Below are 17779 nucleotides of genomic sequence, written 5' to 3'. Positions count from 1 at the left end.
TTAAAGTGGCAAAGGTTCAGAGATACAAAGGTTCAAAGGTTTTTTAAAATAATTGAACTTTATAGCTTAGAATAAAAAGCAAATTTTAAAATTATATTGAGCATTAAATAAAGATAGATTACTAATAATAGGTAAAAAGGTAATAAAGTGACAAAGATTTTAAACTTTGTACCTCTGAACCTTTGCAACTTTGAACCTTGAAAAAAAATGAGTAAAATACTAATTATAGAAGACGAAGCGGCGATCAGAAGAGTTTTGGTAAAGATTTTATCAGAAGAAAATGATACGTATCAGGTTGATGAAGCGGAAGATGGAGTTGCGGGTCTTGAGAAAATAAAAAATAACGATTACGATTTGGTTTTGTGCGATATCAAAATGCCAAAAATGGACGGTGTTGAGGTTTTAGAAGAAGTAAAAAAAATTAAACCAGAAATTCCGATGGTGATGATTTCCGGTCATGGCGATATGGAAACGGCAATTCATACGATGCGTTTGGGTGCCTTTGATTATATCTCGAAACCGCCGGATTTAAATCGTTTATTAAATACAGTTCGTAATGCTTTAGATAAAAAACAACTTGTAGTTGAAAATAAAATTCTGAAGAAAAAAGTCAGTAAAAATTACGAAATGATTGGCGAGAGCGATGCCATTAGTCATATAAAATTAATGATTGATAAAGTAGCCCAAACCGAAGCACGAGTTTTGATTACAGGACCAAACGGAACCGGAAAAGAATTAGTTGCGCATCAATTGCATGAAAAAAGCGAACGTGCTAATTTTCCTTTAATCGAAGTAAACTGTGCTGCAATTCCAAGTGAATTGATCGAAAGTGAATTGTTCGGACACGTAAAAGGTGCTTTTACATCGGCAGTGAAAGATCGTGCCGGAAAGTTTGAAGCAGCAGATAAAGGAACAATTTTTTTGGATGAAATTGGCGATATGAGTCTTTCGGCGCAAGCCAAAGTTTTACGTGCTTTGCAGGAAAGTATGATTACCAGAGTTGGAGCCGAAAAAGATATCAAAGTTGATGTTCGTGTTGTGGCGGCAACCAATAAAGATTTAAAGACAGAAATTGCCGAAGGTCGTTTTCGGGAAGATTTATACCATCGTTTGGCAGTAATTTTAATTAAAGTTCCGCCATTGAATGAAAGACGTGATGATATTCCGGCTTTAGTAAGACATTTTGCAGAGAAAATTGCTTCGGAACAAGGAAATGTGGTGAAAGTATTTTCGCAGCAAGCCATAAAATTATTGCAGGAATACGATTGGACAGGAAATATTCGTGAACTTCGAAATGTAGTCGAAAGATTAATCATTTTGGGAGGAAACGAAATATCAGAATCTGACGTAACAATGTTTGCAAGCAAATAAAATTAATTTAATGATTTAAAGATTTAATAATTCAAAGATTTTTTTTTCAGGATCTAATCTTTCAATATTTTAATTTTTTAATCTTTCAATCTCAACAGATGAAACTAAAAAAAATAAACGAGAAGTTACAAGACGCCTTAATCGAAAACGGATTGACAGAAGCTAATATTCTGCAAAGAGAAACTTTTTCGACTATAAAAAGTGGTGCCGATTGTATTATTCTTTCTCCGGCAGGAAGCGGAAAATCAACAACAATTGTATTGAATGTGATTCAGCAATTGTCAGGTCATACAGAGGAATCTCCTCGTGCTTTGATTTTTGTAGAAGATAAAGCCAAGGTGTTAGAAATGGAAGCACTTTTTGAGAAATACGGAAAATATTCAAAACTTGAAGTTTACGGAGTTCACGACAAAGGCGATATGGATTATGATAAAAATTATATTTCAACAGGAATCGATGTTTTAATTGGAACGCCAAATAAATTAAGCGATATGTTTACGACCGCCGGTTATAATGTAAACCGATTGAAAATGTTTATTCTGGATGACGCTGATCCTATTTTGAAATTACGTCATGAAACTAAAATTATGCGTATTTCGAACAGTATTACAAAAACACAGCGCATTATTTTTGCTGAAACACTGACAGAACGTATCGAGATTTTGGCAGACAAAATGCTTTTAGAACCTTTTTTATTCGATATGGATGAAGAAGGTGAAGAAGAACTTGACGAAGAAGAAGGTTTTATTGAAGAGGAATAATAAGAAGTCTCGGTTTTCAGTTTTTAGTCGCAGTTTACAGTCACAGTTCATAGTGTACCGAAAGCTGAGACTAAAAACTGAGACTGCGACTGAACACTAAATTTTACAGTAAAAAATAATAATAAAAAATAAAATGTTATGGGATTAATGAAGGTGTTTTCAGGAAGTGAAATATTAGCAATTGCTATACAGGAAAGATTAGAGCAGGCAGGAGTAGAGACGACAAAAAAAGATAATATTCAATCGGCTCGTTTAGGAGGTTTTGGACAAACAGATTTAGCGGTTGAGGTTTTTATTCAGGAAACTGATTTTGCAAAAGCAAATCCTGTTATTGAAGATTTCAGAATGAGTATCTAGAAGAGAGTAAAATAGTCTCAGTTTTTAGTTTACAGTTTACTGAGACTGAAAACTGAAAACTGAGACTGCAAAACTGAAAATATGCAATATAAAATGCTGGTACTCGACATGGATGACACCTTGTTGACAGACGATCATAAAATATCAGAATTAAATAAAAAAGTACTTCTTGAAGCGCAGGCAAAAGGCGTGCATGTTGTTTTGGCTTCCGGTCGACCAACTTCGGCGATGACTGCTTATGCAAAAGAACTGAAACTGGATTTGTACGATTCATACATTATTTCCTTTAATGGTGCCTTAATAAGTACTGTGAAAGATGATTTGGTTTTATTTGAGCAGTGTTTAACTCCAGAACAAATTCATGATTTATACGATTATAGTGTAAAGATGAAAACGCACATTATCACTTATCTTGATGGTGAAATTGTTAGTGAAACCGATTCGGAATATATCGAAATCGAAAAAGAAATCACCGGATTACCACATAATAAAGTACCTGATTTTAAAGCAGCCGTTACTAAACCTGCTGTAAAATGTATTTTATTGGCAGAACCTTCTTATTTAAAAGAAGTAGAAAAAGATTTAAAATTGGCAATGCCACATTTGAGTGTTGCAATGTCTAAGCCTTTTTTCCTTGAAGCAGCTCAAAATGGTATTGATAAAGCAGCGAGTTTAAAACTTTTGGCAGAAAAACTAAACATTCACCAAAGTGAAATTATTGCCGTTGGAAACGCTGGAAATGATTTAACGATGATCGAATATGCCGGTTTAGGTGTTTGGGTTGATAATGTAACACCTGAATTGCGTGACAGAGCAAATGTAATTGTAGCTTCAAATAACAATGACGGAGTTGCCGAAGTTGTGCAGCGTTATATTCTAAATAATTATGTTCATGAAAAAATCAAAATCAATTGAAACTGAACGTTTGCTTTTGAGAGAATTGAATCTTTCAGATGCAGAAGCAATGTTTGAATTGGATTCGAATCCAAATGTGCATATTTTTCTTGGAAACAAACCTGTAAAACATATTGACGAAAGTATTCTTCAAATAGAGAACATTCAAAAACAATATAAAGATTTTGGAACAGGTCGCTGGGCGGTTATTTTAAAAGAAACCAATGAATTTTTAGGCTGGTCCGGAATAAAATTTATTACGAATGAGATCAATAACCATCAAAATTTTTATGAAATTGGTTATCGGTTTATCGAAAAACATTGGGGAAAAGGATATGCAAGCGAAGCAGGAAAAGCTTTTGTTGAATATGCTTTTAACGAAATGAATGTAGATTGCCTTTATGCTTATGCCGATGAAGGAAATAAAAATTCAAGGAAAATTCTTGAAAAACTGGGTTTTCAATACGTAAATTCTTTTATGTATGAAGACGAATTAGAAGTTTGGTATGAATTTAAAAATCCAAACAAATAATTTAAATCAGAGAAATGCGTCCCAAATCTTTATAAACTTACTTAAAGTTTGCAAAGATTTGGAAAACAGCTCGTTTTTTTATTCTCTGAGAAATTAATTCTATATTATTTTTTAGCTACAGAAACAAAATATTTATTTCCATCACCCATTGTTAGTTTTACACGTTCGTCGCAAAGATCGATCGCAAAATTCACACTTTCATAACAGCTGCAAGTAGTGTTTTTGTCTTTAGACATTTCAGTTTTGCAATTGTTGTTTTTAAAAGTAGCTAATTGTGGCGTATACAAGCTTACTAAATCTGTAGAAGCAGTTACTAATGAAATAATACTTGCAGAATTATTGTTTGTAATTCTATATACAATTCTATCAGTATAGTTTACTTCATTTACAGTTACTTTACGAATATAAGTGTAAGCAGTTGATCCTTCACCTGGTTCTTTTACTTCAAATTTAAAACCAACCGCACGAATAGCAATGTCAAATTGTGATTGTGAGTTTAAACTCGCCCAATTTGTCAATGTACTAATAGAAGGGAATGGATTAGTAGATGGAGCAGCAGTTTGCGTTTGCGCTTGCGAACTGAAAAAGGTTAAGAACATCAAGCAGATTGTGGGTAAAAATGCTTTCATAATAAGTGTGGATTTTTTAATTTTTTTGCCTACTCTTTATGGTTTTCGGCTTACCCATTTTTATTTGTAACAAAACAACAATATAACGACTAAAATTCAAAATTGTTATCGTTAAATCTACGCTTTATTAAATTATTTTATGTTAAAATTTTCGGCTCATAAAAATACAATTAAAAAATGCAATTTATCAAAGTTAAATGTAAGAAAAATTTAATTTAAATAGTTAAAAAATGTACTTAATCGGCAAAACTTGCTTTTAATCGATATTTTGTCAATTTATTCTTATTGAATTAATTTTTTTCCTTTTACAAATAAAACTTATTTTTTGATTCCGTATTAGTATTTATTGTTTTTTTTACTTCGATTTTAATATACGATTACTGCAAAATATTGATATATAGTATATTATTGATTTTATTTTAAAGAATATTGTATGTAAATTTGCAGACTCTTTAATTTGAGATGTAAATATAATATCTTACTACTTAAAACGTAGTGTATTCCTATGGAAAATAGAAAAAAAGTTGCTTTTTATACGCTTGGCTGCAAATTGAATTTCTCAGAAACGTCTACAATCGCCCGAAATTTTAACGATGAGGGTTTTGATCGTGTCGATTTTGAAGAAGTAGCCGACATTTATGTGATCAATACCTGTTCTGTAACAGAAAATGCAGACAAACAATTTAAGCAGGTTGTAAAAAAGGCAATGAAACTTAACGAAAAGGCTTTTGTTGCCGCCGTGGGTTGTTATGCACAATTAAAACCGGAAGAATTAGCAGCTGTAGATGGTGTTGATTTGGTTTTGGGTGCTACTGAAAAATTTAAAATTACCGATTATATTCATGATTTGAGCAAAAACGATATGGGTGAAGTTCACTCATGCGAAATTGCCGAAGCTGATTTTTATGTAGGAAGTTATTCAATTGGTGATCGTACACGTGCTTTTTTGAAAGTTCAGGATGGCTGCGATTATAAATGTACGTATTGTACAATTCCGCTGGCAAGAGGAATTTCAAGAAGTGATGCTTTAGAGAATGTTTTGCAAAATGCTAAAGAAATCTCAACGCAAAACATCAAAGAAATTGTTTTAACCGGAGTAAATATTGGAGATTACGGAAAAGGAGAATTCGGAAATAAAAAACACGAACATACTTTTCTGGATTTAGTTCAGGCTTTAGATAAAGTGGAAGGAATTGAGCGTTTGCGAATTTCATCAATCGAACCAAATTTATTGAAAAATGAAACCATCGAGTTTGTGTCAAAAAGCAGAACTTTTGTGCCCCATTTTCATATTCCGCTACAATCAGGAAGCAACGATATTTTAAAATTAATGAAGCGCCGTTACTTACGTGAAGTGTATACAGAACGCGTAAATAAAATTCGCGAAGTAATGCCGCACGCTTGTATTGGTGTTGATGTTATTGTTGGTTTTCCCGGAGAAACAGATGAGCATTTTTTAGAAACATATCATTTCCTGAATGAAATGGATATTTCGTATTTACACGTTTTTACCTATTCTGAAAGAGATAATACCGAAGCAGCAAATATGTCAGGCGTTGTTCCGGCAAATGTTAGAGCAAAACGCAGTAAAATGCTACGTGGATTATCAGTAAAAAAACGTCGTGCTTTTTATGAAAGCCAGTTAGGAACAAACAGAACCGTTTTATTTGAAAGCGAAAATAAAGAAGGATATATTCACGGTTTTACCGAAAATTACGTAAAAGTAAAAACACCATGGAATCCTGAATTAGTCAATACACTGCAAGAAATAAACTTGACAAAAATAGATGAAGACGGAAGCGTTCGTTTAGAGTTTTTGAACAAATTAGCAGAAGCTTAGCGCATAGTTTGTCCTTGCGAGGAACGAAGCAACCGCACTAACAATAAGCTAATAAAAGATATACTAAATGAGATTGCTTCGTTCCTCGCAATTACATAAATGCTGTGGTTTATCACGATGACTAAATAAATAAAAATGCCCTTTTATAAAGGGCATTTTTGTTTTACTTTTTCTCCTGCTGAAGCACCAGCTTCAAAGAATTTATATAATCTGTATCAAATTCAATAACCCTGATTTTTTCAGGATTAAAACTTAATTCACCACCAAACTGCCCTTTTGTGTCTAAAAAATCAATGGTTAGTTCTTCGTCGTTTAATTCGATCAATTTTCCTAAATAAGCTGATTTTGCTGATTTTTTCGAAATCTGCACAATGCCATATTTATTATTGATGAAATTTACAATCGAAGCCAAATCCCGAATAGGAATAATGTCTTCGGCATTTGTTTTTAAACCTTTCAATCGAATTACTTTTTCAGTAAAAGCCAAATCTTCATCTCTGTGAACAGCTTCAATATTTTTATTTTTTAAAATCACAAAACCATCCAGAATAAAATCAACAGGATTGTTTCTTAACAAAATCCAGTCATCAGAATAATCAATAAGAAAACCTGTAAAAAGTTCTTTTTTGTCGCTAAATTCTATAGCTATTAATTGTCTTAAATATTGTTCCATTAGATTAGTTTTTAAGGCTGTTAAGATCTTTGTCAAAGTTTCAAACTTTGACAAAAATTAAGGTACGAAAATATTTTAAGGATTTGTAGACCAAATACTGCTATTTTTTATAAAAACCCTGCTGCTTAATTTAAGCTGGGCAATAATTAATTCGGCAACATCTTCAGACTGCATTACTTTTTCAGGATTTCCGTCTGTCAGGTTCAAATCTTTTGCCATATCAGTGGCAACCGTACTTGGTGTTAAGGCAGTAACACGAATATTGTGTTTTCTCATTTCCTGCATTAAAGAATCCGTCAATCCTAAAACAGCAAATTTAGAAGCACTGTAAGCACTTGTTAATGCGTTTCCGTTTAATCCTGCGGTTGACGAAATGTTGATAATATCTCCCGTTTGTCTTTCAATCATATTCGGAATCACGGCCCGGGTTGTATAATAAGTTCCCATTAAATTTACCTGAATGATTCTTTCCCAGGCGTCAGGTTCTAATTCTAAGAACTTTCCAAAAGAAGCAATTCCGGCACTATTAATTAAAATATCAATACTTTTAAATTCAGCAAAAGCTTTTTCGACAGCCTTATTTATAGAATTAATATCTGAAACATCAGCAGAAAGAGCCAATGATTTTACGCCTAAATTTGAAGTTTCAACAGCAAGCTGATCAACATCGGCTTGTGTTCTTGAAACTAAAATTACATTTACACCTTCTTTTGCCAGTGCAATGGCGATTGCTTTTCCAATTCCTTTTCCGGCTCCTGTAATTAGAGCATTTTTATTTTTTAAGTCAGTCATGATTAATATTTTAGAAATGCAAAAGCATCATTTTAAGTCTTACAAAAATAAAGCTTTTGCAAACTAAAATGATGCTTTTATAAATTTTCTTAAACTAAGTTTAACAAACTTTTTATTCTTTCAAAACCATATCAATACACATTACAGCTGCAAGAATTAATTGTCTTAGCGGACTTTCCGGCGCTACGTTTTCTTCTATCTGAAGTACATAATTATCAGCACTTGTAAAAAACTCCTTTCCAATTCCTGCCCATTTTTTACTAACCTGAGCAAGCTGTTTATTTTCGTGAGAAAATTTAAAATCCCAACCCGTCCATTTTCCCTGAAGCGTTGCCACCGGTTTTTCGTTTTTATCCAGAATTTCAAATTTCCCTCCAATAGAAAAGAATTTCTGTTTAAAAGTTCCCACCAAACGATCTTTTTCATCCAAAACTTCGACTGTAGAACGAAACCAGGCAATGCCGCGTCTTACCGAAATTAATTTTTCGCCCGAAGCCGTTGTAATTTCAATATTAAAAGGCGTCATTCTTTTGTAATCTGTAAAGCGGAAAACTTTAGTAAAAAAGCCAAGATTATTTTCTCTGCAATTCATAATAATCAGATTGCTTTCCGGATCATAAATATCATAATTGTTAGCAGCTTTGAACATTCCGACATGTTCTTTTACAAGAAATAGGTTTTGATTTAAGATTGGGTTCATTAAATTTTGTTTGAAATTGATTTATAAATATAGTAACCTTTAACGCATAAAAAATAATTAAACACATAGAATCATAGATTTTATGTTTTTGAAAAAGTAAATCAAAAGAAACTAGTTTCTCACACATAACTATGTTTGTTAATGCAAGTGAAACGCTTTCTTTAAGTTTTTAAATCTATGTTTCTATGTGTTGAAAAATAATTATACCAACGGGTTATAGTTTTAATTTATTCTAAGAGAAATCGAACTTGTACAGAAGTTACGATCTTTATTTTTTCAAATTCAATATTAGGTTCATCCGTAACTGATTCTGCATAAGAGCTTCTTTTTGCTCTAATGGCGATCCCGGCAATATTTCCCGCAAGTTGATTCGAAATATCCTCAAAGTTATTTATTTGTATGGCATTTCCAATTTTTTGATTCAAAGGTTTGCTAAAACTTTCGGCAATTTGTTTGGCGCGAAGAATTGCTTTTTCGTTTATTAAAAGGCGAATGTTTTTTTGCTGATCATTTTCTACTTTTTCAATTTGAACATTTGAAATACCAATTTTTTCTAATCCCAGAAAAACTTTTGATGCAGTTTGAGCGTCGGCAACCAAAACAGAATATGATTTACTTTTAAAAATGTCATTTTGTTTTAAAAGATAGAATTTATAATTGCTGGACATATCGTTTACACTAACATTTTTTTCTGTGTTAATGCCAATTTCGTGTAATTTCAAAAGCATTTCTTTTTCCAGATCTTCTACGGATTTTTTTCCTTTAGTATCTTTTTCGGTTAATAACACATTGATCCAGATTTTATTTGGCAAAACCAAAGTATCAGCCTGACCTGAAACTTCAATAAAAGGCTTGTCATTTATAGTTTTGTTCTGCGAAAAAGCATTTATGGTAATGAATATCAGTAGTGTAAAAAGTAAATTTTTCATTTGTATAAAAATTAAATAATAAAATTCGTTTGTTGTAATTTGTAAAAGTTTAATTAAACACATAGTAACGTAGATTGAAATTTAAATCAAAAAGTATTAAAGAAAAATCTTGATTTTTCACGCATAGCTATGTTTGTTTAAACAAGTAAAACGCCTTCTTTAGGTTTTCAAACATCTATGTTTCTATGTGTTAAAATAATTGTACACAACAGGTTATGATAGTAAATAAAATATTGGACTAATAAACCTGTTTTGCACTTTCGATAAGTCGAATTAATTCCGCTTTATAGCCTTCGGTATCATTTGATAAACCTTGTTTGGCTAATTTTAAAATATCTTCAGATGATTTATTCGAAATCAATTTTGAATCTCTCAATTTTAATCCAAACCAGGCAACAGCAGTGCTAAATTTGAAATCTTCGGTAGATTTATCTAAAGAAACCGATTTGTTCTCAATCACTTTTACCATTTCGATACTTTTATCGCCATCAGGTTTTTTGTAACGGAATTTTATTGTAGCCAATTCACCGCTATAATTGTTAGCACTTTCCTGAACTTTTGTGTATTTTAAATCATCAGGTTGTTGGTTTAAATAATCGCTGCTAACTCCGGCCGGAATAATTTCATACAAAGCCGTAACGGTATGATTACTTCCTAATTCTCCCGCATCGATTGCATCATTTTTAAAATCTTCCGGACGTAATTTTCTGTTTTCATAACCAATTAAGCGATATGCCTGAACTTGTTTAGGGTTAAATTCAATCTGAATTTTTACATCTTTTGCAATCGCAAACATCGAACCTTTAAACTCTTTTCCTAAAAAACGATTTGCTTCCTGAATATTGTCGATATAAGCATAATTTCCGTTTCCTTTATCAGCCAGCGTTTCCATTTTGCTGTCTTTGTAATTTCCCATTCCGTAGCCTAAACAAGTAAGGAAAACGCCTGTTTTTCTTTTTTCTTCAATCAGTTTTTCCATGTCAGAGTTAGAAGTACTGCCTACATTAAAATCACCATCAGTTGCCAGAATAACTCTGTTGTTTCCGTTTTTAATAAAGTTTTCAGAAGCAATTTTATAAGCAAGTTCAATTCCGGCTCCTCCGGCAGTACTTCCGCCTGCATTTAAATTTTCAAGCGCATCAATAATTGTTTTTTTCTCATCTCCTGATGTTGGGGCCAAAACCAATCCGGCGGCACCCGCATAAACCACAATGGCAACTTTATCTTTATTACGCAATTCATTTACTAATATTTTCAATGATTGTTTCAATAATGGCAGTTTATTAGGATCGCTCATAGAACCCGAAACATCAATTAAGAAAACAAGATTTGAAGCCGGTAAATCATTCGTTGGAATATTTTTTCCCTGTAAGCCAATTTTTAAAACCCTGTTTTTGGCATTCCACGGAGAATCGCTAATTTCTGTATTAATAGAAAATGGATTTTGATCTTGTGGCTGAGGATATGTGTATTTAAAGAAATTTACCATTTCTTCAACACGAACAGCATCTTTAGGAACAGATTGACCGTTATTTATAAAACGTCTCACATTTGTATAAGATGCGTTGTCAACATCTATAGAAAAAGTAGAAAGCGGAGCCGTTTTTGGACTTTCAAAAGTATTCTCTACAAAACCATCATAATCTTCGTCGTTTGGTTCAGTGGGCTGAATATTTATATGATTTAGTTTTGCATCAAGTTCTTTTTCAGAAAGATTTTTATACAGATCACCCTTAGTAGCAATTACAACAACCCCGTTTGCTCCTTTGGTGCCGTAAACAGAAGTTGAGTTTGTGTCTTTTAAAACTTTTACATCCTGAATATCATTCGGATTTATTTTTGCCATTTGATCTGCTTTTATCGCAACTCCGTCAACAATGTACATTGGTTCATTTTTAGGTGCAATAGATATAGATTCTCTCCCTTTCGTAACACTTGGACTCGCCAAGTATAGTGTGTTATTTTGAATAGCAACTCCTGCAACTCGTCCCTGAACAGCTTGTGCAACAGATTTAGTTGCCATTTTTCTTTTCTCAGATCTGTAGCTATTAACTTCATATTCTTTAGCTGTTCCGGAACTCATCATAAGCACTTCTTGCAGCTGATTAGAATTTTCTTTCAACGTAACATTAATTACATTTGAATCTTTTACAACTACAGTTTCAGAATTCATTCCAATATAGCTAAATACGATTTTATCTCCCTTTTGAGCTTTAATAGAATATTCTCCATTATAATTGGTAGTAGCTGATGTTTTTGTTTTTTGAATGTAAATATTAACCCCCGGAAGAGGAGAAGCATTTATATCTGAAACAATTCCCTTAATTGTTTTTTCCTGTGCAAATGTTGCGAAACATATAAGCATAGTAATGGCTGATGAAATAAGTTTTAAACTTTTCATGATCGTGATTTTTTAAATTAATGTTCGGGTTTATCTTTGTCAAATCCTTAAATCCGACAAAGATTTTTTGAAGTAAGAATTATTTTTTGTTAATCGGTTTTCCTGTTTTTGTAGTAATAATGACAACTCCTTTTTTGCCTTTTTCGCCATATTTTGATGTGGCTTCAAGATCCTGAAGAATCGTAATGGTTTTGATTTCCTGTTTATCTAAAGGCGCATACGGACTTGTTGGGTTTGGACCATATAAATCATTTTCAGAATAGTAAGTTCCGTCAATAATATACAAAGGCTCGTCCAGAATTACTAACGAGTCTACATTTGAAGGTTCAAGATTTGACATTTCAACAGACATCATTTTGTCTTTTTTTGCATCATCGCTATTAGCCATCGCATTTCCGTTTATAACAACCAGCGGAGCGCTTTTCTTTGCTTTCGCAGAAGATTGCTTTTCTGCAAATGCAACTTTAGCAGATTCTCTTTGTGCAGCTTTGGCAAAGCCGTAATTTTGAACGGCTTCGTCTTTTTCAGCAGAAACTTCTTCTTCTGCATATTTTGGTGCAGCCTGAACCGGAGCTGGAGCAAAAACGGCATCAGGAACTATTTCTTCAACTGTTCCATTACCAGCTGCTTCGGTCATAGAAACTTTTATTTCGTTTACCGCTACTTTTTGTTGTTTAATTTGTTTGTCCAGAATTTTAACGGCTTCTTTCTTTGGAACTATTTCAGAATTTTCGACGTTAACGCCATCTTTTTCTACAACGGGATTCTGAATTTTCATTTCGACAGAATCATTTACGACAACTTTATTATTTTGATTTTCTTTGGTTTTATCTGATAATAAAAATTGAGATCCTAAAGAAACTAGTAATAAAAGAGAAGCTGCAATAGCAATTTTCTTCCATAACGAAATGATTTTTTTACCCTCTTTTTTGTCCAGCTTATCTTCAACGCGTGACCAGACTTTTTCCATTCCCGGAAAATCTTTAAGCTCTGAGTTTTGTGCTGCTTCTTTAAATTTATCGAATATTTTATCTTGATTGTCCATGACTACTTTGCTTTTTGATAATACAATTTGTTTACTAATTCCTTCAACTTGGTTTTAGAAGCATTCAATTGTGATTTTGATGTTCCTTCAGAAATGTTGAGCATGCTGGCTATTTCTTTATGTCCGTAACCTTCAATAACAAAAAGGTTAAAAACAGTTTTACAGCCATCCGGAATATGGTTTAATAAATTGAGCAAATCTTCTTCTTCGAGCGAATTGATCTCGTCAGTAAAAGGTTGCGAAAGCAGTTTCACATCATCCAAATACATATTAAAGTTTGTATTTTTCTTAATCGTTGCCAAACAATGATTGACTGTTATTTTTCGCGCCCAGGCCTCAAAAGCTTTTTCTTCTTTAAGCTGCTCTATTTTTGTAAATATGGTATAGAAAGCGTCAGCCAAAGATTCTTCGATTTCTTCTTCCTTTTTTAAGTATCGCTTGCAAACGCGATATAACTTTGGAGCCATATGCTCATAAACCTGACGCTGAGCATCGCGGTTCATTTTTTTGCAGCCGGATATTTGAGTTTCGTTTATCACAATTGTTGTCTTTCTTATATAGAGAGATAAAAAGATAAAAAGGTTGGGACGGTTTTAAAAAAAAGTTTTTTTTAAAGGTTCAAAGTTCCAAAGGTTCAATGTGCGTCTCTTGCATTTTTTTGTCATTTCGACGGAGGAGAAATCGCATTAGTAATTCCGTGTAGAAAATCGCCAATCTTTGTCGAGTTTCGTGTGTGATTTCTCCTCCGTCGAAATGACAACTCAGGATATTATTTTACAGGTAAACTCAATTTAAAAATCTTTGTTTCCAACAATTCCGTATCGTTATCTTCGCAAAGCAAAAACTCTATTTTATCATTTGATTTTTTATAGAAAGTCAAACCTTCAAATTTATTTGTTGCTGTTATTTTCTGCGTAAAATCGATTTTCATGGTTTTAAGATCTATTCTTCCTATGAAACTTCCCAGGATTTCTCCGTCGTCGTAAGTCGATTTAGTGTTTTCGGCTGTAGAAAGAAAATAGATTTTGTCATCGACTAAAATTGCGTCGGTAAAACTGGAGCGAACGCCTTTTATTTTAGGAAGTTTATAATTGGTTGCAACCAATGCAAATTCTTCTCCCAGGCTTTTGGCATGAATTGTAAAAATGGTGTTTTTGTTTGAAATTCCGTTTCCGCGATTAAATAAATACCAGTTTTCGCCATCAAAAATTGCGCCTTCAAGATTAAAATCTTCCGGTTTTATGGAACCAAAACTTTGCATTACAGCATATAAATCGACTAAATTATTCTTTTGTAAAATAGTTTTAGTTTTTAAATCAAAGGCAATCATTTTATTTCTGTTTTCGGTAGAACCGGAACCAAAAATATAAAGTGTGTCATTATGATTCGTAATGGATTCAAAATCCGGTTTTATATTTTTCGGAATATTTTGCGACGGATTATCAATTAAAGAATGATGGCTCAATTGCTGATTTTGCATATTGTATTCGTATAAAAATCCGCTGTTATCGCCAATGATATAAAGCGAATCACTATTGAAAAATAATCCTGATGCAGAACCGATTCCGATGATTTGAAATAATATTTCTAATGTAAATTTTTCCATGAATGTTTTTATGAATAATAAAACCTAGCCCTGATAATAATGAAAATGCTTTGTAAAATTACTATATTTATAATATAAAAAATGAATATATGAAATCTATAGACCCGAATGATTTTAAAGTTACGGATAAAATAAAATTATCAAAAATTCCAACCTTATTAAATATAAATGCCGACGATGACGAAAAGGAAGAAAAACTAGATAAAGTTCAGTCCAAATTGAGCGATTTGCAAGATGTAATGTATGCGCACAATAAATATTCTGTTTTGATTTGCCTGCAGGGAATGGATACATCAGGAAAAGATAGTTTGATTCGGGAAGTTTTTAAAGAATTTAATCCGCGTGGCGTCGTGGTGCATAGTTTTAAAACGCCCAATTCGATAGAGTTAGAACACGATTATTTATGGCGCCATTATATTGCGTTGCCAGAAAAAGGAAAGTTTGCGATTTTTAACCGTACACATTATGAGAATGTTTTGGTAACGCGCGTGCATCCTGAATTTATTGTAGCAGAGAATTTGCCGGGAATTAATTCCGTTGATGATATCACGCCTAAATTCTGGAAAAGAAGAATTGAACAAATCAATAATTTTGAAAGTCATATTGCTGAAAACGGTACGATTGTGATGAAATTTTATCTTCATTTGAGTAAAGAGGAACAGCGACAACGATTGTTGCGTCGTCTGGAAGAAGGAAAACACAATTGGAAATTTTCGCCCGGAGATTTGAAAGAACGCGAACATTGGGACGAATATCAGGAATATTATGAAGAAGCTATTAACAAAACTTCAACAGAACATGCGCCCTGGTATATTGTTCCCGCTGATGATAAAGAAATGGCGCGTTATATTGTAGCCAAAATTATCTGGGAAGAAATGAAAAAATACACAGATATTAAAGAACCGGAATTAGATGAAAAAATAAGGGACAATTTTGAAATATATAAGAAGGAATTAGGTAAGAAGTAATTAGATAATTATAAACCCGACAGACTGTGAGGATCTGCCGGGATTATTACCAAAAACAAAAGAATAAAAATGAATGTATTTTTACAAATCAAAACCGTACGCTAAACGAAGCGCAACCTGATTGGTTTTAAATTTGTTATAGTCTTCATAACGTACACTGATATCAATGTATTTATTTGCGTAACCAATTCCCGGTGCCCATAAAAATGTAGTGTCATCATAACCATTTGTTACAGCAAAACCGGCACCAACTTCACCTAAAACATAAAATTGGTCTTCCCAGATAAAAGCTTTAAAACCAGCTTTTGCAGGAATAAATCCAAGATCATTTACATCAACTCCATTTTCATCTTTTCCCATAAATAAATTGGTAAAACCTGTTGTAAATGTTAATGACGTTCTTTTAGATAAATCATATTGTAAACGAACGTCTCCGCCAAGAGACCAATCGTAAGCATTATCTGTTGGCAAACCACCGTTTAAACCAAAACCTAATCTAAATCCCTGATCGTAATTTTTTACTTCACTGTCTTGAGCGAAAGTTGTGTTGGAGTATAAAAAAGCAAAAGCAGCAAGGCATATAATTTGTAATTTTCTCATGACAATTTTTTTTGAATTATTAATAATGTAAAATTAAACGCAAGGCACAAGGGCTTTGTTATATAATTTTTAAAAATTGTTATATAATATTTCGATCAAATAGTCAATTCTTAAAATTGGCTTATATTTTTAATAATACTGAAGAATTCAAAGCTTCTGATTATCTTTGCCCACTAAAATAAGCAGAAGTGAATTTAAAGCAGTACACCAAAGAGTTTTCATACAATTTAAGATTGGCCTATCCTATTATATTAGGAATGGTTGGACATACCTTAATAGGTATTGTCGATAATATAATGGTGGGAAAACTGGGAAGTACTGAACTTGCGGCAGTTTCATTAGGAAACAGTATGATTTTTATTGCGATGTCTTTAGGAATTGGTTTCTCTACAGCAATTACTCCAATTGTTGCCGAAGGTGATGCCGAAAAAAATGATTCTAAAATTCGTGCTGCATTTCATCACGGTTTGTTTTTGTGTATCATTTTAGGTTTAGTGCTTTTTGGCGTAATTGTTCTGGCAAAGCCAATAATGGAATTATTAAAACAGCCTGCTGATGTAATTGCGCTGGCAAAACCGTATCTTGATTGGGTTGCTTTTTCCTTAATCCCGTTAATTATGTATCAGGGTTACAAACAATTTGCAGACGGAATGTCGATGACAAAATATTCAATGTATGCAATGGTTATGGCAAATGTGTTACACGTTGGTATCAACTATTTATTGATTTACGGTATTTGGATTTTTCCTAAAATGGGAATTGTTGGCGCAGCGCTTGGCACCGTGATTTCAAGAATATTTCTGGTGATGTTCATGCATATTATGCTTTCAAGAAGAAATGATTTGAAACGTTTTTTCAATAATTTCAGTTTTGATGAAATTAAAAAAGAAACCATAAAGAAAATAATAAGCATAGGATTTCCATCGGCAATGCAAATGCTTTTCGAAGTCGTTTTGTTTACGGCATCAATCTGGCTTTGCGGAAATATTGGAAAAACGAGCCAGGCAGCAAACCAAATTGCATTAAGTTTGTCTTCGATGACGTTTATGTTTGCGATGGGATTAAGCGTAACTTCTATGATTAGAGTAAGTAATCAAAGAGGATTAAACGATTATAAAAACCTTGTAGTTGTAGCGCGTTCTATTTTCTTACTAGCAATTATAATAGAAACCGTTTTTGCGATTCTGTTTGTGGTTTTACACGATTTCCTGCCTCATATCTTTTTGAATATGGAAAATGGAGGACAGCTTCTGGATAATAATGAAGTCATAAGTATCGCATCAAAATTATTTTTGATAGCTGCTGTTTTTCAAATTTCTGACGGAATTCAGGTTGTAGTTTTAGGTGCTTTACGCGGTTTACAGGATGTAAAAGTACCCATGTATATTACGTTTGTAGCTTATTGGATAATTGGTTTTCCTACCTCTTATTATTTAGCTGAATATACTGATTTAAAAGCACAAGGAGTTTGGATTGGACTTTTGGCAGGATTAACTTCCGCAGCAATATTTCTGTATATTCGTTTTCATTACCTGACAAAAAAATTAATCAATAATTCATTTTCAAATAACTAAATTTGAAAATTAAAAAATAAGCCACAGATTTTTTTAAAGAATCATTTTAATCTGTAAAATCTGTGGCAAAAAAATAAACAAAAAAATAAACAAAAAAATAAATTAAT

Annotated in this window: 18 protein-coding genes; 8 read left to right on the top strand and 10 right to left on the bottom strand. The window is 32.7% G+C overall.

Going from position 1 to position 17779, the window contains the following annotated elements; all coding sequences use genetic code 11:
• The first annotated feature begins 207 nt into the window (after positions 1-207).
• The 5 genes from OLM54_RS11375 to OLM54_RS11355 all read left to right on the top strand — a co-directional run bounded on the left by OLM54_RS11375 (position 208) and on the right by OLM54_RS11355 (position 3915).
• Positions 208-1371, top strand: a complete 1164-nt coding sequence (locus OLM54_RS11375) for a sigma-54-dependent transcriptional regulator (protein WP_264534759.1) — start codon at positions 208-210, stop codon at positions 1369-1371.
• Between the two features lie 98 nt (positions 1372-1469).
• Positions 1470-2132: a DEAD/DEAH box helicase gene (locus OLM54_RS11370; RefSeq protein ID WP_264534758.1), complete on the top strand. Its 663-nt coding sequence runs from the start codon at positions 1470-1472 to the stop codon at positions 2130-2132.
• Positions 2133-2270: 138 nt separating this feature from the next.
• On the top strand, positions 2271-2489 hold the full coding sequence (locus tag OLM54_RS11365; protein WP_264534757.1) for a DUF2007 domain-containing protein: 219 nt from the start codon (positions 2271-2273) through the stop codon (positions 2487-2489).
• 81 nt (positions 2490-2570) lie between these two features.
• Entirely contained in the window at positions 2571-3404 is an 834-nt protein-coding gene (locus OLM54_RS11360; RefSeq protein WP_413614451.1) for a Cof-type HAD-IIB family hydrolase, read from the top strand.
• The gene (locus OLM54_RS11355) at positions 3382-3915 is read left to right on the top strand and encodes a GNAT family N-acetyltransferase (RefSeq protein ID WP_264534755.1); all 534 of its coding nucleotides are present in this window, start codon (positions 3382-3384) and stop codon (positions 3913-3915) included. The genes OLM54_RS11360 and OLM54_RS11355 overlap by 23 nt, the downstream gene beginning before the upstream one ends.
• Positions 3916-4019: 104 nt before the next feature.
• On the opposite strand, the gene OLM54_RS11350 is transcribed toward OLM54_RS11355, so the two are convergent.
• Complete coding sequence (locus tag OLM54_RS11350) at positions 4020-4544, bottom strand: hypothetical protein (protein WP_264534754.1); 525 nt, start codon at positions 4542-4544, stop codon at positions 4020-4022.
• 505 nt (positions 4545-5049) lie between these two features.
• Between OLM54_RS11350 and mtaB the strand changes: the two genes are divergently transcribed.
• Positions 5050-6384 (top strand): tRNA (N(6)-L-threonylcarbamoyladenosine(37)-C(2))-methylthiotransferase MtaB, encoded by a 1335-nt coding sequence (gene mtaB / locus OLM54_RS11345; RefSeq protein WP_264534753.1) that lies wholly within the window; start codon positions 5050-5052, stop codon positions 6382-6384.
• 163 nt (positions 6385-6547) lie between these two features.
• Here the strand turns inward: mtaB and OLM54_RS11340 are convergent, their stop codons facing one another.
• From OLM54_RS11340 to OLM54_RS11305, 8 genes are all read right to left on the bottom strand, one after another.
• The gene (locus OLM54_RS11340; protein WP_264534752.1) at positions 6548-7057 is read right to left on the bottom strand and encodes a hypothetical protein; all 510 of its coding nucleotides are present in this window, start codon (positions 7055-7057) and stop codon (positions 6548-6550) included.
• Positions 7058-7132: 75 nt separating this feature from the next.
• Positions 7133-7849 carry a 3-ketoacyl-ACP reductase gene (locus tag OLM54_RS11335; protein ID WP_264534751.1) on the bottom strand — a complete coding sequence of 239 codons (717 nt, stop codon included), beginning with the start codon at positions 7847-7849 and terminating at the stop codon, positions 7133-7135.
• Positions 7850-7961: 112 nt separating this feature from the next.
• Entirely contained in the window at positions 7962-8549 is a 588-nt protein-coding gene (locus OLM54_RS11330) for a phospholipid scramblase family protein (protein WP_264534750.1), read from the bottom strand.
• A gap of 227 nt (positions 8550-8776) precedes the next feature.
• Positions 8777-9478, bottom strand: a complete 702-nt coding sequence (locus tag OLM54_RS11325) for an SIMPL domain-containing protein (protein ID WP_264534749.1) — start codon at positions 9476-9478, stop codon at positions 8777-8779.
• A gap of 238 nt (positions 9479-9716) precedes the next feature.
• Positions 9717-11879: a YfbK domain-containing protein gene (locus tag OLM54_RS11320; protein WP_264534748.1), complete on the bottom strand. Its 2163-nt coding sequence runs from the start codon at positions 11877-11879 to the stop codon at positions 9717-9719.
• A 79-nt stretch (positions 11880-11958) separates the two neighbouring features.
• Positions 11959-12924: a hypothetical protein gene (locus OLM54_RS11315; RefSeq protein ID WP_264534747.1), complete on the bottom strand. Its 966-nt coding sequence runs from the start codon at positions 12922-12924 to the stop codon at positions 11959-11961.
• Between the two features lie 2 nt (positions 12925-12926).
• Positions 12927-13427: an RNA polymerase sigma factor gene (locus OLM54_RS11310; protein ID WP_264534746.1), complete on the bottom strand. Its 501-nt coding sequence runs from the start codon at positions 13425-13427 to the stop codon at positions 12927-12929.
• Between the two features lie 266 nt (positions 13428-13693).
• Positions 13694-14530 carry a DUF6929 family protein gene (locus OLM54_RS11305; protein ID WP_264534745.1) on the bottom strand — a complete coding sequence of 279 codons (837 nt, stop codon included), beginning with the start codon at positions 14528-14530 and terminating at the stop codon, positions 13694-13696.
• Positions 14531-14619: 89 nt separating this feature from the next.
• On the opposite strand from OLM54_RS11305, the gene OLM54_RS11300 reads away from it, so the two are divergent.
• Positions 14620-15498, top strand: a complete 879-nt coding sequence (locus OLM54_RS11300) for a PPK2 family polyphosphate kinase (RefSeq protein ID WP_264534744.1) — start codon at positions 14620-14622, stop codon at positions 15496-15498.
• A gap of 81 nt (positions 15499-15579) precedes the next feature.
• Here OLM54_RS11300 and OLM54_RS11295 read toward each other — a convergent pair whose 3' ends face one another.
• On the bottom strand, positions 15580-16098 hold the full coding sequence (locus tag OLM54_RS11295; protein ID WP_264534743.1) for a hypothetical protein: 519 nt from the start codon (positions 16096-16098) through the stop codon (positions 15580-15582).
• Between the two features lie 188 nt (positions 16099-16286).
• Between OLM54_RS11295 and OLM54_RS11290 the strand changes: the two genes are divergently transcribed.
• The gene (locus OLM54_RS11290; protein WP_264534742.1) at positions 16287-17672 is read left to right on the top strand and encodes an MATE family efflux transporter; all 1386 of its coding nucleotides are present in this window, start codon (positions 16287-16289) and stop codon (positions 17670-17672) included.
• The last annotated feature ends 107 nt before the right edge of the window (positions 17673-17779 follow it).

This window comes from Flavobacterium sp. N1736, assembly GCF_025947065.1.
Classification (GTDB): Bacteria; Bacteroidota; Bacteroidia; order Flavobacteriales; family Flavobacteriaceae; genus Flavobacterium.
Note: the sequence above shows the minus strand (reverse complement) of the source record. Positions and strands in the feature narration are given on the sequence as shown.

Coding starts and splice junctions, on each gene's coding strand:
- OLM54_RS11375 (WP_264534759.1), top strand. CDS start 208: ATGAGTAAAATACTAATTATAGAAGACGAAGCGGCGATCAGAAGAGTT.
- OLM54_RS11370 (WP_264534758.1), top strand. CDS start 1,470: ATGAAACTAAAAAAAATAAACGAGAAGTTACAAGACGCCTTAATCGAA.
- OLM54_RS11365 (WP_264534757.1), top strand. CDS start 2,271: ATGGGATTAATGAAGGTGTTTTCAGGAAGTGAAATATTAGCAATTGCT.
- OLM54_RS11360 (WP_413614451.1), top strand. CDS start 2,571: ATGCAATATAAAATGCTGGTACTCGACATGGATGACACCTTGTTGACA.
- OLM54_RS11355 (WP_264534755.1), top strand. CDS start 3,382: ATGAAAAAATCAAAATCAATTGAAACTGAACGTTTGCTTTTGAGAGAA.
- OLM54_RS11350 (WP_264534754.1), bottom strand. CDS start 4,544: ATGAAAGCATTTTTACCCACAATCTGCTTGATGTTCTTAACCTTTTTC.
- mtaB (WP_264534753.1), top strand. CDS start 5,050: ATGGAAAATAGAAAAAAAGTTGCTTTTTATACGCTTGGCTGCAAATTG.
- OLM54_RS11340 (WP_264534752.1), bottom strand. CDS start 7,057: ATGGAACAATATTTAAGACAATTAATAGCTATAGAATTTAGCGACAAA.
- OLM54_RS11335 (WP_264534751.1), bottom strand. CDS start 7,849: ATGACTGACTTAAAAAATAAAAATGCTCTAATTACAGGAGCCGGAAAA.
- OLM54_RS11330 (WP_264534750.1), bottom strand. CDS start 8,549: ATGAACCCAATCTTAAATCAAAACCTATTTCTTGTAAAAGAACATGTC.
- OLM54_RS11325 (WP_264534749.1), bottom strand. CDS start 9,478: ATGAAAAATTTACTTTTTACACTACTGATATTCATTACCATAAATGCT.
- OLM54_RS11320 (WP_264534748.1), bottom strand. CDS start 11,879: ATGAAAAGTTTAAAACTTATTTCATCAGCCATTACTATGCTTATATGT.
- OLM54_RS11315 (WP_264534747.1), bottom strand. CDS start 12,924: ATGGACAATCAAGATAAAATATTCGATAAATTTAAAGAAGCAGCACAA.
- OLM54_RS11310 (WP_264534746.1), bottom strand. CDS start 13,427: ATGAACCGCGATGCTCAGCGTCAGGTTTATGAGCATATGGCTCCAAAG.
- OLM54_RS11305 (WP_264534745.1), bottom strand. CDS start 14,530: ATGGAAAAATTTACATTAGAAATATTATTTCAAATCATCGGAATCGGT.
- OLM54_RS11300 (WP_264534744.1), top strand. CDS start 14,620: ATGAAATCTATAGACCCGAATGATTTTAAAGTTACGGATAAAATAAAA.
- OLM54_RS11295 (WP_264534743.1), bottom strand. CDS start 16,098: ATGAGAAAATTACAAATTATATGCCTTGCTGCTTTTGCTTTTTTATAC.